This window comes from Variovorax sp. YR752 (assembly GCF_943372545.1).
In genome coordinates, this window is record NZ_CALRZC010000028.1 from 14,022 (window position 1) to 29,059 (window position 15,038).

Consider the following 15,038-nt stretch of genomic DNA (forward strand, 5'->3'; position numbering starts at 1 on the left):
CTTCTTCTGGGGGCGCCGATTGTAGACCTGGGTCCATACCGCCCTACGCCGCATGGCCGGTGGCAGGCATGACCAAAAGCACGGGGCGCCGTCAAAGCCCTGTGGCAATATGTGCGGCTGGGATACAAACCGACAACATCTCGAGAGGAACGACCATGGCCCTGATGGATTTCATCAAGAAACAGTTCATCGACATCATCCAGTGGACCGAGTCCGGCGATGGCACGCTGGCCTGGCGTTTCCCGATGGCCGAGATGGAAATCCAGAACGGCGCTTCGCTCACCGTGCGTGAGTCGCAGATGGCCGTGTTCGTCAACGAAGGCCAGGTGGCCGACGTGTTCGGCCCCGGCATGTACAAGCTCACGACGCAGACGCTGCCCGTGCTCACGTACCTGAAGAACTGGGACAAGCTCTTCGAATCTCCCTTCAAGAGCGACGTCTATTTCTTCAGCACGCGCCAGCAGGTCGACCAGAAGTGGGGCACGCCCCAGCCGATCACGATCCGCGACAAGGACTTCGGTGCCGTGCGCCTGCGCGCCTTCGGCAACTACAGCTTCCGCATCGGCGATCCGAAGCTGTTCCACACTGAAATCTCCGGCACGCGCGACATCTACTCCGTGGCCGACCTCGACGGCCAGTTGCGCGGGCTGGTGCTGCAGAACATCAGCAACGCCATCGCTTCGAGCGGCCTGCCCTTCCTCGACCTCGCGGCCAACCAGATCCAGTTTGCGACCGCGCTGGCCACCCAGCTGGTGCCCGAGTTCGAGAAGATCGGCATCAAGCTCGAGAACATCACGGTCCAGAACGTCTCGCTGCCTGAAGAGCTGCAGAAGATCCTCGACCAGAAGATCGGCATGGGCATGGTCGGCAACGACATGGGCAAGTTCATGCAGTACCAGACGGCGCAGGCCATTCCCAAGTTCGCCGAAGGCGCGGCCGGTGGCGGCGGCATCGCGGGCGACGCAATGGGCCTGGGCGCCGGCGTGGCGCTCGGCCAGGTGCTGGCGCAGAACCTCGCACAGGGCCTGAGCCCCAACGCCGCGGCCCAGGCTGCGGCCACGACGCAACAGCCGGCCGTGGCCGTGGTGAGCGCCGCCGACGTGATGACCACGCTCGAGAAGCTCGGCGAGCTCAAGACCAAGGGCATCCTCACGCAGGAAGAGTTCGACGCCAAGAAGGCCGAACTGCTCAAGAAGCTGGTCTGACCCCAGGCTTCGCGCGTTTCGTGTCGCTCTTCCCCGCTCCTTGCAGGGGGCGATGCCTGCGGGCCGGCGTAGCCGGTGCCGCGGTGGTGTCTCCCGCCTCGTTCGTTGTTGCCGTCGTGTCTTCTGCTGTGTGCCATGGCTGAGGAAACCGGCAACCAACGCTACTACCGCGCGCCCTGCCCCGGCTGCGGCGCGCCGGTCGAATTCCGCTCGGCGCAATCGACGCACGCCGTCTGTCCTTACTGCCAGAGCACCGTCGTGCGCCAGGGCGACACGCTCGCGCGCACCGGCAAGATGGCCGAGCTGTTCGACGACTTCAGCCCGCTGCAGCTGTTCGCCGCTGGCCGCATCCAGGACAAGCCCTTCACGCTGATCGGCCGGCTGCAGTACACCTACCCCGGTGGCCGCTGGACCGAGTGGATCGCTGCACTCGACGGCGACCGCACCGGTGTGCTCAGCGAGGACAACGGCGCCTACGTTTTTGCGCTGCCCTTCGACCTGCAGCGCGCCGCGCCGCCGCCGGTCGACCTGCGCGTGGGCGCCACCACCGCCTTCGCCGGCCAGAGCTACACCGTCGCCTCCAACGAGCAGGTGGCGCTGACCTCCGCGCAGGGCGAACTGTCGCACCTGCCCGAGCTCGGCAAGCCGTTCGCGATGGTCGAGCTGCGCAACGACAAGGGGCTGGTGCTCAGCATCGACTACGGCACCGCCAAGCCCACCGCGTACCTCGGCCGCTCGGTGCAGCTCGACGACCTGCAGCTCACCGGCCTGCGCGACGAATCCGCGAAGGACGAAAAGGGCCGCAGCTTCAACTGCCCGAACTGCGGCTCGCCCGTCACGGTCAACCTGGCCGACAGCAAGAGCATCACCTGCGGCTCGTGCAACAGCATCATCGACCTGTCGCAAGGCATCGGCGGCGAGCTGAAGCACGCCGAGCAGAACGAGCCGGTGCGCCCGCTCATCGCGCTGGGCAGCATGGGCCAGTTGCAGGGCGCGCAGTGGCAGGTGGTGGGTTTCCAGCACCGCATGGGCCAGGAGCCCGGCGACGACGAGCAGTTCGGCTGGGACGAGTACCTGCTCTACAACAAGAAGCGCGGCTTCAGTTTCCTGGTCGATGCCGAAGACGGCTGGAGCATGGTCAAGCCGACCACCGGTGCACCCGTGATGGCCGAGAACGGCACCACCGCCACCTACCTCAACAAGCGCTACCAGCAGCAGTACGCCTACAACGCCGAGACCACCTACGTGGCCGGCGAGTTCTACTGGCAGGTCGAGCGCGGCCAGAAAACCTTCAACCGCGACTTCGCCAGCGGCGGTGCGCTGCTCTCGATGGAGCGCTCGGCCAACGAGCTGACCTGGTCCTCGGGCAGCAAGATCGACAGCGGCGCCGTGGCCACGGCCTTCAAGCTCGACGCCAAGAAAGACCTGTTCTCGCGCGGCGACGCGCTGCCCGTGAGCGCCGCCTCCGGCATGGGCTGCGGCACGATCATCCTCGTCATCGTGGTCATCATCTTCGTGCTGATCATGATGAGCAACTGCAGCGGTTCCTCGAGCGGCTACCGCAGCTCGGGCGGTTCGTACGGCGGCTATTCGAGCGGCGGCGGCCACAAATGACGAAGATCGCGCGCAGGCGTTGCGCTCTCATCACATCTCTTTTTATTGCTACGACTGGAGGTCCCCATGGGAATTGAATGGCTGAAACCGGGCGTGGTCCTCGGATCGCTCGTGTATGCGCTGATCGGCGTGGCGGTCTTCTGGGTCTGCTTTCTGATCATCGACAAGATCACCCCCTATGACCTGTGGGGCGAGATCGTCGAGAAGCAGAACATGGCGCTGGCCCTGGTCGTGGCCGCCATGAGCCTCGGCATCAGCGTCATCGTGGCTGCTGCAATCCATTGAGCGACGCGGCCCTGCCCGCGCGCACCCCGGAGGCGCGGGGGCCGCAACCCGTCGAGATCGCGCTGCTCGCCAGCGTGTTCGTGGTCGCCGCGTGCGGCCTGGTCTATGAACTGAGCGCAGCCGCGCTGAGCTCTTACCTGCTCGGCGACTCGGTGCTGCAGTTCAGCACCATCATCGGCACCTACCTGTTCGCCATGGGCGTCGGCTCGTGGCTCTCGCGCTACTTCGAGCGGCAGCTGCCGGCGCACTTCCTTCGCATCGAACTGCTCGTGGCGCTGATCGGCGGCGCGCTGCCGGCGATCCTGTTCCTGGCCAACGCCTACGTGCCGGGCGCGTTCCGTCTGCTGCTGTACGGCCTCGTGGTGGTGGTGGGCACGCTGGTGGGGCTCGAGATTCCGCTGGTGATGCGCATTCTCAAGCGCAACATCGTGCTCAAGGACCTCGTGTCGCAGGTGCTGACCTTCGACTACCTGGGCGCGCTCGCTGTGTCGGTCGCGTTCCCGCTCATTCTTGTGCCGCAGCTGGGCATGATCCGCACCGGCCTGCTGTTCGGCGTGATGAACGCCGCGGTGGCCGTGTGGGCGCTGTGGCTGTTCCGCCATGAACTGCGCCGCGCCGGCGCGCATGCGGTGGCCTGCTTCCTGACGCTGGCCGCGCTCATCGGCGCCTTCTGGGGGGCCGACCACATCACCACGCTGGCGGAAGACAAGTTCTACCAGGACCACATCGTCTTCAGCGCCAGCTCGCCCTACCAGCGCATCGTGGTCACGCGCGGCGCGCTGGGCCACCGGCTGTTCCTCAACGGCAACCTGCAGTTCGCCGAGCGCGACGAGTACCGCTACCACGAGGCGCTGGTGCACCCCGCGATGGCCGCACACGGCGCGCCGAAAAAAGTTGCCGTGCTCGGCGGCGGCGACGGCATGGCGGTGCGCGAAGTTCTCAAGTACCCCTCGGTCGAGTCGGTCACGCTGGTCGAGCTCGACCCGAATATGACGCAGCTCTTCACCACGCACGAGACGCTGGCCGCGCTCAACGGGCACGCGCTCTCGTCGCCGAAGGTGAAGGTGGTCAACACCGACGCGTTCCAGTGGCTGCAGCAAGAGGGCGATACCTTCGACGTCATCGTGGTCGACTTTCCGGACCCGACCAACTTCGCCATCGGCAAGCTCTACACCAACAGCTTCTACGCGCTGCTCGACCGGCGCCTGTCGGCCAGCGGCTACGCGGTGATCCAGACCACCTCGCCGCTGGTGGCGCGCAAGAGCTACTGGACCGTGGCGAGCACCATCGAGTCGGTCGGCCTGAAGGCCACGCCGTACCACGCGCACGTGCCGAGCTTCGGGGAGTGGGGCTACATCATCGCGAGCCGTCGGCCCTACCGGCTGCCCGATGCGCTGCCGGGCGGCATGCGCTTTCTCACGCCTGCCACGCTGCCCCTGATGTTCGACTTTCCGCTCGACATGGCGCGCGTGCCGACCGAAGTGAACCGCCTGTCGAACCAGACCCTCGTCACCACTTACGAACAGGAGTGGGGCAAGGTCATGGCGCACTGATATGGCTCGCCCCCAGGCTGCGCGCACTTCGTGTCGCTTCGCCAACCCCCTACCGGGGGCAACACCTGCGGCCCGGCAAAGCCGGTTCCGCGGTGTTCCACGAAGGAACCGGGTGCCATGAGGCGTCGTGGCTTTCTTGGCGTCGCTGCCGGTGCAGGCGCCCTGGCGCTGGCCGGCTGCGAGGCGCCACCGCCGCCCATCGACGGCGGCTTCACCGGTGTCGATGTCGCGCGCGGCCACGCGATGCGCGACGGTGCGCTCAGGTCGCAGGCCCCGGCCATCGTCAAGCGCACCCGCGTCGTCATCGCGGGCGGTGGCGTGGCCGGCCTTGCGGCGGCGCGCGCGCTGCGTCTCGCGGGCATCGACGACTTCGCGCTGCTCGAACTCGAAGACACCGCCGGCGGCAACGCGCGCGGCGGTGCGGTCGGCGGCATCGCCTGCCCGCTCGGCGCGCACTACCTGCCCACGCCCGGCGACGACGCGCACGAGGTGCAGGACCTGCTTGAAGAACTCGGCCTGCGCCGCCGCGTGGCGGGCCGCTGGACCTACGACGAGCGCCACCTCTGCCACAGCCCGCAGGAGCGCCTGTTCTTCCGAGGCGAGTGGCAGGACGGGTTGCTCCCCGTGCACGACGTCGGCGACGGCACGCACGCCCAATACCGCCGCTTCGCGCAGCGCATCGATGCGCTGCAACACGCCGCGCACTTCGCCATTCCCACGCTGCGCTTCGCCGTCACACCTGAACTGCTCGCGCTCGACGCCGTGCCCTTCGCGGGCTGGCTCGACCGCGAAGGCTTCGACGACGCTCACCTGCGCTGGTACCTCGACTACTGCTGCCGCGACGACTACGGCGCTGGCATCGCGCAGGTGTCGGCCTGGGCCGGCATCCACTACTTCGCAAGCCGGCACGGCTTCCATGCGCCGGGCGATGCGAGCGGGAGCGTCAACGACACCAACCCCGATCGCGATGGCGTGCTCACCTGGCCCGAAGGCAACGGCTGGCTCACGAAGCAGCTGGCCGCGCCGCTGGGCGAACGCCTGCGCATCGGCCAGGTCGTCACGCGCATCGCCGAAGGGCGCGGCGGCGTCGAGGTCGATGCGTGGGATGCCGCCTCGAAATCGATGGTGCGCTGGCAGGCCGAGCGCTGCATCGTCGCGCTGCCCGTCTTCATCGCCGCGCGCGTGGTCGAGAACCCGCCGGCGCTGTTGACGAGCGCCGCCGCGCATGTGCGCTACGCGCCGTGGCTGGTCGCCAACGTGCACCTGCGCGGCCCGCTGGCCGACCGCGTCGGCGCCGCGCCGAGCTGGGACAACGTGATCTACGGCACGCGCGGCCTCGGCTACGTCGATGCGCGCCACCAGACGCTCGACCCCACGCCGCGCGGCACCGTGCTCAGTTGGTACCGCCCGCTGGGCCCGAGCAGCTACGACACCGGCGATGGCCGGCAGCTGCTGCTCGAACGCCCGTGGACCGCATGGCGCGACGAGCTGCTGGCCGAGCTGTCGGTGCCGCACCCCGACCTGCCCGCGCTCGCCACGCGCGTCGAAATCACGCGCTACGGCCACGCCATGTCGATCCCGCGGCCCGGGCTGCTCGCGCAGATCGGCGCGCATGGCGACCGCGTGGCCGCGGGCCGGCTGTCGTTCGCGCACGCGGACTGGTCGGGCTATTCGATCTTCGAGGAAGCGTTCACGCGCGGCCATATCGCCGGGGCGAGCCTCGCATGAAGACCTTGGTGCTCGGCGGCTACGGCAATTTCGGCGCGCGCATCAGCCGCGCGCTGGCGCAGGACGCGGGCATCGAACTGTGGGTCGGCGGGCGCGACCTCGAACGGGCCACGGCGTTTGCGCAATCGCTGGGCGGCAGTGTGCGCGGTGTGCGCGTCGATGCGCAGTCGCCCGATCTCGCGCAGGGGCTGGGCTTTCTGGGCGTGGACCTCGTCATCCACACCGCCGGCCCGTTCCAGGGCCAGGATTACCGCGTGCCGCAGGCCGTGGCGGCCGCCGGTGCGCACTACATCGACCTGGCCGATGGCCGGCGCTTCGTCTGCGACTTTCCCGCCGCGATGGACGCTGCCTTCCGCCGTGCGGGCCGCACCGCCGTGACCGGCGCCAGCACCGTGCCCGCGCTGTCGTCGGCGGCGGTCGATCACCTCGCCGCCGGTTGGCAACGCCTGCGCAGCATCGACATCTGCATCGCGCCGGCACAGGGCGCACCGCGCGGCGAAGCCACGCTCGCGGGCGTGCTCGCCTACTGCGGCGCGCCGATCCGCGTCTGGCACGACGGCCGGTGGACCGAGCAGCCCGGCTGGGCCCATCCCGCGAAGGTGCAGTTCGCCCGCATGAAGCCGCGCCGCGGCGCCCTGTGCGACATCCCCGATCTCGAACTCTTTCCGGCGCGCTATGCCGGCGTGCAGTCGGTCATGTTCCGCGCCGCCCTCGAAGTCGGCCTGACCCAGCACGCCTTCGCCTTCCTGGCCTTCCTGCGCCGCGCAGGCCTGCTGCGCGCGCCGCAGAAGCTGGCGCCCTTGCTGCATGCGACGGGCGGCGTGTTCGATGCGTTCGGCACCGCGCTGGGCGGCATGGTGGTGCGCGTCGAAGGCATCGATGCGCACGGCGCCGTCGCACGCCGCGCCTGGCACATCGCCGCCGACGACAACCACGGCCCCGAGATTCCTTGCATGGCCGCGATCCTGCTGGCACGGCGGCTCGCGCGTGGCGATGCATTGCCGGAGGGCGCACATGCCTGCGCCGGCCTGCTCACGCTGCCCGAGTTCGACCCCGAGTTCGCGCGCTGGGGCATGGTGACGGATGTGATCGACGAAGGCGACAGCGCGGCAGGCCATGGCACACCAGCGCTTTGAATTCGACATGCCGGCGCCGGCCGACGTGGTCTTCGATGCCTTTCACTATCACGTCTGGCGTGCGCGCTGGGACTCGCTGGTCGGCAACGCCCGCGTGGTGGGCGGCGCGCCCTGCCCTTTCGTGGGCGCGGAAACGGAGAACACCGGCGGCGGTTGGCTCCGCGGCCTGTCGATGCGCACGCGCTTCGTCACTTTCAACCGGCCACACGTGGCAGCGGCTTCGATGGTCGGCCGCTCCTTTCCTTTCAGCCGCTGGGCCGCATCGATGCGACACCGGGACACGCAACCCGGGCATTCGGTGCTGATCTACGTCTACACCATCGAAGCCGGACCGAAGGCCTTGCGCTGGCTGCTGGAGCCTGTGGTGGCCCGGGTCTTCGCACGGCAGACACAGCGGCGCTTCGCGCGCCTGCGCGACTTTCTCGCCGGGCATGCGGACGAGGTCGTTCAGTGGCAACGGGCACAGCATGGGAGTGATGCGGCATGACAAAGACGCGTGACGACGATCGCCTGCTGCGCCTGAGTCTCGTCGCCGTCTGGCTGTTCACCGCCATCGCCAGCCTCGTCGAACTCGACGGCCAGAGCCGCCGTGTCCTCGCTGACGCAGGCATCGCCTCGCCGCCGTGGCTGGTGCAGTCGTTGATCGTCGGCGGCGCGGCTGCCGATCTCGCGATCGGCCTGGCGCTGTGGCTGCGGCCGAGTCGCATCGTCTACCTTTCTGCTTTCGTGCTGATGCTCGCCATGACGCTCGTGGCGACCGTGCTGCAGCCAAGCCTGTGGCTGCATCCGCTCGGCCCGCTGCTCAAGAACCTGCCCATTGCCGCGCTGCTCTGGCACCTGTACCGACGCACGACGCCATGAACACCTACCTCGTCCTCAAGTGGCTGCACATCGTCTCCAGCGTGCTGATGGTCGGCACGGGGCTGGGGTCGGCCTTCTACATGTTCTTTGCCAACCGCAGCGGCAGCGTGCCGGCGCAGGCGGTGGTGAGTCGGCTGGTGGTGCGCGCCGACTGGTGGTTCACCACGCCGACGGTGATCCTGCAGCCGGTCACCGGCTTCGCGCTGGCGCACATGGCGGGCTGGCCGCTGTCGACGCCGTGGCTCGCGCTCTCGCTGGGGCTCTTCGCGTTCGCGGGGGCGTGCTGGCTGCCGGTGGTGTGGCTGCAGGTCCGCATGGCGGCCCTTGCGACGCAGGCGCACCGCGAGGCCACGCCGCTGCCGTCGCTGTATCTGCGCTACCAGCGCTACTGGGAACTGCTGGGCTATCCGGCCTTCGTGGCGATGGCGGTCGTGTTCTGGTTGATGGTGAACAAGCCCGCACTTTCGTTCTGACGCTCGAGACGGGCCGGTGCGCGGGCCTGTGCGGTTTTCACGCAGACTTCACACACAGCGCCGTGGCTTCACAGACCGGGCAGAAACTGCCAGGTGCCAACAAAAACATCAGGGGGAGCTTCCATGCTTCAAGTCGCCAATCGAAAACTCGCGTCGCTGAGCGACGTGCTCTTCACCGGACTGGGCCGCGTGCTCGGGTTCCTGCGTCCGCTGGCACGCGGACTCATCGGTTCCTGGCGACCTCCGGGGTGGCTGCGCATCGTGGGCGCCTTTCTTCTCTTCGGGTTGCAGTGGGTGCAGCAACGGCTGGCCTGGGTGGTGCTGCTGGCGTTGCTGGTGCTCGCCGGCTGGTTCGCCAGCCCGCATGTGCTGAAGTGGTGGCACGGCCTCACGCCCGACCGCGTCGAGCCTGTCGTTTCCACCGCGCAGATCGTGCCGCCGCCGCGCACGCAGATCGAGAACGACAAGGGGCCCAACCCGGTCGTCATCAATTTCTCCGCATCCGTCGCGCCGATTGCGCGCATCGGCCAGGAGGCGCCCGGCATCACCATCGAGCCCGCCATCGCCGGTCGCTGGTCGTGGAGCAGCCAGAAGAAGCTCGAATTCCTGCCCGCGCAGGACTGGCCGGTCGGCCAGCCCTACAAGGTGCAGCTCGCGAAGGACGCGCTCGCGCCGCACATCGAGATCGAGCAGCGCAAGTACGAGTTCACCTCGCCTGAATTCAACGCGCGCATCGCGGGCGCGGAGTTCTATCAAGACCCGGTGCAGGCCAACGTGCGGCGTGCGCTCTTCCAGGTGCGCTTCTCTCACCCCGTGAACACGGCGGAGTTCGAAAAGCGCCTGGTGCTGACCTATGACCAAGCCTGCGGCACTTCGATCTTCAGCGTGGGCAAGTGCGCGAGCGAGAAGTTCAGCGTCAGCTACGACAAGCTGCGCCTCACCGCCACGCTGCAGTCCGAGCCTCTGCCCATTCCCGAGAAGACGCGCCCCGTCGTGCTGAGCCTCACCGCCGGTGCGGTCGCACAGAAGGGCGGCCCCGGCCAGCGCAACGACATCTCGCGCGCGGTCGACATCCCCGGCCTCTTCAGCCTCGCCATTTCCAGCATCGACCCGACCATCGTCACGGGCGAGAACGGCGAGCCCGAGCATGTGATGCACGTCACCGCATCGATGCCGGTGCACGAGCGCGAAATGGCGCGCGTGGTGCAGGCCTGGCTCTTGCCCGCCACCGAAGAAGTCAAGGGCGATCCGGAAGAAAAATTCGACTGGTCCGCCGACCCCTCGAAGGTCACCGACGCCGTGCTGCGCCGCGCGAAGAAGATCACCCTGCAGCCCATCGCCAGCGAGCGCGAAGTCACCGAGATGGTCAGCTTCCGCCTCCCGCAGGCCGAGGGCGGCCGCTACCTCCTGGTGCGCGTGGCCAAGGGCCTGAAGACGCCCGGCGGCTACCAGCTTGGCGCCGCGCGGCAGGACGTGCGCCTGCTCAAGACCTTCGCGCCCGAGCTCACCATCATGAGCCAGGGTTCGCTGCTCGCGCTGTCGGGTGAGCGCAAGCTGCCGATCCTGGTGCGCGACCTGCCCGGCATTCGCCTCGAAATCGGCCGCCTGCTGCCGCAGCAGTTGCAGCACCTGGTCACGCAGACCAATGGCGATTTCGCGCATCCGCAGTTCAACGGCGGCCTGCAATCGGACAACCTCGTGGACCGCTTCCAGAAGGAGATTCCGCTCAGCATTCCCGCCGGCAAGGCGCACTACGAGACCGTCGACTTCGCCGAGTACCTGCGCAGCGACGTGGCCGACCGCCGCGGCGTGTTCCTGCTCAAGGTGCAGGGCTTCGACCCCAAGGCCAAGAAGAAAGCCGAAGGCGATGCGGCACAAGTGCAGCCCGAGGAAGAGCAGCAGGAAGAACAACAACAGTACGAAGGCGATCCCGAAAGCGGCAACCCCGAAGACCAGAAGGACCAGCGCCTGGTGCTCGTCACCGACCTGGGCATCGTCGCGAAGAAGTCGCTGGACGGCACACGCGACGTGTTCGTGCAGAGCATCGCCAACGGCCAGCCGGTGGCAGGCGCATTGGTCGAGGTGTGGGGCCGCAACGGCATGATCGTCGCGTCGCAATCCACCGATGCCACGGGCGCCGCCAAGCTGCCCAACCTCGCTGGCTACCAGCGCGAGAAAGCGCCCGTGGTGCTGGTCGTGCGCAAGGACGGCGACCTGAGCTTCCTGCCCTTCAACCGCACCGACCGCACGCTCGACATCTCGCGCTTCGACGTCGGCGGCCTGCGCGCGGCCGGCGTGCCGAACCAGATGACGGCCTACGTGTTCAGCGACCGCGGCATCTACCGCCCGGGCGACACGATGCACATCGCGATGATGGTCAAGGCCGGCAACTGGGGCACGTCGCTGCGCGACCTGCCGTTGGAAGCCGAGATCATCGATGCGCGCGGCCTCAGCGTGCGCCGCGAGAAGCTCAAGCTCGGCCCCGGCGGCGCGGCGGAAATCGCCCACGCCACGCAGGACACCTCGCCCACCGGCAACTACACAGTCAACCTCTACCTGCCGCGCGAGTCGTCGCCCGGCAACCCCGAGGTGCAGGGCCTGCTGATCGGCAGCACGACCGTGAAGGTGCAGGAATTCCTGCCCGACCGCACCAAGGTCGTCGCCAAGCTCAGCAATGAAGTGGCCGAAGGCTGGGTCAAGCCGAAAGACCTGAAGGCGCTCATCGACGTGCAGAACCTCTTCGGCACGCCCGCGCCCGACCGCAAGGTCGAAGGCACGCTCACGCTGAGCCCGGCCTTCCCGGTGTTCCGCGCGTTCGCGGACTACGCCTTCTTCGATCCGCAGCGCGCCACCGAGAAACAGGTCGACGACCTGGGCAGCGTGCAGACCAGCGCGGAAGGCAAGGCGGAGTTCGACCTGCGCCTGTCGCGCTTCGATGCCGCCACCTACCAGGTGCACGTGCTCGCCAAGGCCTTCGAGCCCGAGGGCGGGCGCAGCGTCTCGGCCGAAGCGCAGACGCTGGTGAGCGACATGCCCTACCTCGTGGGCGTGAAGGTCGACGGCGACACCAGCTACGTGAGCAAGGGCGCCGCGCGCAACGCCACGGTGATCGCGATCGACCCGCAGGCGAAGAAGACGGCGGTGGCCGACCTGAAGATCGAGCGCGTGGAGCGCAAGGTGCTGTCGGTGCTTGTGAAGCAGGACAACGGCCTGTACCGCTACGAGTCGCGCAAGAAGGAAATCGTGATCGACGAGAAGCCGCTGGCCATCGTCGCCGCAGGCAACACCATCGCGCTCAACACCGCCACGCCCGGCAACTTCGCCTACGTGGTGCGCAATGCGGGCGGGCTGGAGCTGAACCGCGTGGAGTACAGCGTGGCGGGCAACGCGAACGTCTCGCGCTCGCTCGATCGCAACGCCGAACTGCAGCTCACGCTCGACCGCAAGGACTACGAGCCGGGCCAGGAGATCGAGGTGAGCATCCGCGCGCCCTACGTGGGCGCGGGCCTCATCACCATCGAGCGCGACAAGGTCTACGCCCACGCGTGGTTCAAGACCGACAAGACCGCCTCGGTGCAGAAGATCACGCTGCCCAAGGACTTCGAGGGCACCGGCTACATCAACGTGCACTTCGTGCGCGACCCGGCCTCGGACGAGGTCTACATGAGCCCGCTGTCGTACGGCGTCATTCCTTTCGCCACCAGCCTGGCCAAGCGCACCGCGAACCTGCAGCTCACCAGCAGCGAACTCGTGAAGCCCGGCCAGACGGTGAAGATGAAGCTCACCAGCGACAAGCCCACGCGTGCCGTGCTGTTCGCTGTGGACGAAGGCATCCTGCAGGTGGCGCGCTACAAGACGCCCGATCCGCTCAAGCACTTCTTCCAGAAGCGCGCGCTCGAAGTGGGCACCTTGCAGACGCTCGACCTGATCCTGCCGGAGTTCAAAAAGCTCATGCAGGGCGCAGCGCCCGGCGGCGACGGCGAAGGCGAACTGGGCAAGCACCTGAACCCGTTCAAGCGCAAGCGCGACAAGCCGGTGACCTACTGGTCGGGCCTGGTCGACGTGAACGGCAGCCGCGAATTCAGCTACACCGTGCCCGAGAGCTTCAATGGCAGCCTGCGCGTGATGGCCGTCGCGGTGAACGACGAGACGACCGCCGCCAAGAGCACCCGCACCGTGGTGCGCGGCGACATGGTGATCCTACCGAACGCGCCGCTCGCGATGGCGCCCGGCGACACGGTCGAAGTGGGCGTGGGTCTTGCGAACAACATCGTGGGTTCGGGCCAAGGGGCGCCCGTCGCGCTCACGCTCACCGCCTCGGGCGGGCTCGAAGTGGTGGGCGATGCGACGCAGACGCTCAAGGTCAACGAGCGCGGCGAAGCGAGCACCAGGTTCAACGTGCGCGCCAAGCCGGGCGAGCAGGCGGTGCTGGGTTCGTCGGCGCTGGTGTTCACATCGACGCACAAGACCTTCAGCGCGCGCCTGTCGACCGAAGTGAGTGTGCGGCCCGCGTCGCCGTTCGTCACGATGGTGCAGGCGGGGAGCTTCCAGCGTGCGGGCGAGTTGAGCAGCAAGGCCGACCTGTACCCGAACTTCCGCAAGAGCGATGTGGCGGTGTCGGCCGCGCCGTGGGCCTTCGCGACCGGTCTCATGCAGTACCTGGAGGTCTACCCGCACGGCTGCACCGAGCAGATCACGAGCCAGACTTTCCCGGCCGTGCTGCTGTCCAGCCGCCCCGAGCTGGTGAAGGAGATGGCGCGCGGTCGCACCCCCGAGCAGGGTCCGATGCCCGAAGCGCGCAAGACCTTCGAGCGCTACCTCGTGCAGTTGCGCGCACGGCAGACGGCCGACGGCGGCTTCTCGCTGTGGCCCGGCGCGGGCGCCGATGCCTTCGCCACGCTCTACGCGGTGCACCTGCTGGTCGAAGCCAAGGACCACAAGCTGCCGGTGCCGCAAGACCTGCTGCAGAAGGCCAACACCTACCTGCAGGGCTGGCTAGGCAGCGGCGACACCTCGCTCGACGGCTGGCGCCAGCGCACGCAGGCGGCCTACCTGCTCACCCGCCAGGGCATCATCGCGCCGGCCGCACTGGCCAACCTGCGCGAAGCCTGGCGCAACAAGCAGACGCAAGGCTGGAGCGACGACCTGGGCGCCGTGTACCTCGCCGCGAGCTACCAGCTCGTGAAGCAGGAGCAGGTGGCGAACGAGCTGCTCAACCCCGTGTGGTCCGACCTGCTCGCGCGCACCGAGAAAAAACAGCGCCGCAACGTCTGGGGCGCCTACTACGACCCGCTGGTGCACGACAGCATGACGCTTCACCTGGTGGGCCGCCACTTCTCCTCGCGCCTGAAGACGCTGAAGCCGGAGGTGTGGGAGGGCATGGGCGCGATGGTGCGCGACGGTTGGTACAACAGCCTGTCGTCGGCCTCGATGCTGCTGGCGGTCGATGCCTACTTCGAAGCGGTGGCGCAGAACGCCGAGGGCAAGCTGACGGCGCAGAGCGTCAACGCGCAAGGGCAGGCCGCGGCGCTCGCACTGGGTTCGGTGAACCCGATCACGCGTGCTGCGGTGCCGGCCGGCACGGCCAAGCTCAAGCTGTCGAACGACAGCGACTTCAACCTGTACTACAGCTGGGCCGAGCAGGGCTTCGAGCGCAACGTGCCCACCACGCCGGTGAACCAGGGCCTCGAGATCTTCCATGAAGTGCTCGATGCCAAGGGCAACCCGATCACCAAGGCGAAGCTCGGCGAAGAGGTCACGGTGCGGGTGCGCGTGCGCAGCCTGGAGCGCACACAGCTCAACGATGTGGCGCTGGTCGACCTGCTGCCCGGCGGCCTGGAGCCGGTGCTGCAGGCCGTGGGCGACGATGACCAGGCGAACGCCGATGCGCCGATCTGGAAGAAGCGCCTCGGTGGCGGCGGTTCGTGGAAGGTGCAGTACGCCGACATCCGCGAAGACCGCGTGGTGTTCTATGGCGCCGTCGACAAGAACCTGCTCGAAGTGATTTACAAGGCGCGTGCGACCAACGTGGGCGACTTCGTGGTGCCGGCGGCGTATGGCGAGGCGATGTACGACCGGCGCGTGTATTCGCGCTCGGCGGGGGCGCGCTTCCAGGTGGTGGCCAATTGACCATGACGGTTTCCTGTCTTGTCCCCTCTCCCGCTTGCGGGAGAGGGCCAGGGT

The 15,038-nt window shown here is 68.0% G+C and carries 10 protein-coding genes; all 10 read left to right on the plus strand.

Annotation, left to right across the window (positions count from 1 at the left end; all coding sequences use genetic code 11):
• The first annotated feature begins 155 nt into the window (after nucleotides 1–155).
• The 10 genes from AAG801_RS09365 (at nucleotide 156) to AAG801_RS09410 (ending at nucleotide 14,984) form a co-directional block, all read left to right on the plus strand.
• Nucleotides 156–1,205 (plus strand): SPFH domain-containing protein, encoded by a 1,050-nt coding sequence (locus tag AAG801_RS09365; RefSeq protein WP_101490731.1) that lies wholly within the window; start codon nucleotides 156–158, stop codon nucleotides 1,203–1,205.
• 135 nt (nucleotides 1,206–1,340) lie between these two features.
• On the plus strand, nucleotides 1,341–2,819 hold the full coding sequence (locus AAG801_RS09370) for a DUF4178 domain-containing protein (RefSeq protein ID WP_341888151.1): 1,479 nt from the start codon (nucleotides 1,341–1,343) through the stop codon (nucleotides 2,817–2,819).
• A 66-nt stretch (nucleotides 2,820–2,885) separates the two neighbouring features.
• Nucleotides 2,886–3,104 carry a DUF350 domain-containing protein gene (locus tag AAG801_RS09375; protein ID WP_192194230.1) on the plus strand — a complete coding sequence of 73 codons (219 nt, stop codon included), beginning with the start codon at nucleotides 2,886–2,888 and terminating at the stop codon, nucleotides 3,102–3,104.
• A gap of 11 nt (nucleotides 3,105–3,115) precedes the next feature.
• On the plus strand, nucleotides 3,116–4,657 hold the full coding sequence (locus tag AAG801_RS09380) for a polyamine aminopropyltransferase (protein ID WP_341888180.1): 1,542 nt from the start codon (nucleotides 3,116–3,118) through the stop codon (nucleotides 4,655–4,657).
• 117 nt (nucleotides 4,658–4,774) lie between these two features.
• A complete protein-coding gene (locus tag AAG801_RS09385) occupies nucleotides 4,775–6,385 on the plus strand; it encodes an FAD-dependent oxidoreductase (RefSeq protein ID WP_341888152.1) in 1,611 nt (536 codons plus the stop codon).
• The gene (locus AAG801_RS09390) at nucleotides 6,382–7,521 is read left to right on the plus strand and encodes a saccharopine dehydrogenase NADP-binding domain-containing protein (RefSeq protein WP_341888153.1); all 1,140 of its coding nucleotides are present in this window, start codon (nucleotides 6,382–6,384) and stop codon (nucleotides 7,519–7,521) included. Before AAG801_RS09385 ends, AAG801_RS09390 begins: the two co-directional genes overlap by 4 nt.
• Before the next feature lie 7 nt (nucleotides 7,522–7,528).
• Nucleotides 7,529–8,008 (plus strand): SRPBCC family protein, encoded by a 480-nt coding sequence (locus tag AAG801_RS09395; protein ID WP_341888154.1) that lies wholly within the window; start codon nucleotides 7,529–7,531, stop codon nucleotides 8,006–8,008.
• Nucleotides 8,005–8,382 (plus strand): DoxX-like family protein, encoded by a 378-nt coding sequence (locus AAG801_RS09400; RefSeq protein ID WP_341888155.1) that lies wholly within the window; start codon nucleotides 8,005–8,007, stop codon nucleotides 8,380–8,382. Before AAG801_RS09395 ends, AAG801_RS09400 begins: the two co-directional genes overlap by 4 nt.
• Entirely contained in the window at nucleotides 8,379–8,855 is a 477-nt protein-coding gene (locus AAG801_RS09405) for a DUF2269 domain-containing protein (RefSeq protein ID WP_341888156.1), read from the plus strand. The genes AAG801_RS09400 and AAG801_RS09405 overlap by 4 nt, the downstream gene beginning before the upstream one ends.
• A 123-nt stretch (nucleotides 8,856–8,978) precedes the next feature.
• Nucleotides 8,979–14,984 carry an alpha-2-macroglobulin gene (locus AAG801_RS09410; protein WP_341888157.1) on the plus strand — a complete coding sequence of 2,002 codons (6,006 nt, stop codon included), beginning with the start codon at nucleotides 8,979–8,981 and terminating at the stop codon, nucleotides 14,982–14,984.
• The last annotated feature ends 54 nt before the right edge of the window (nucleotides 14,985–15,038 follow it).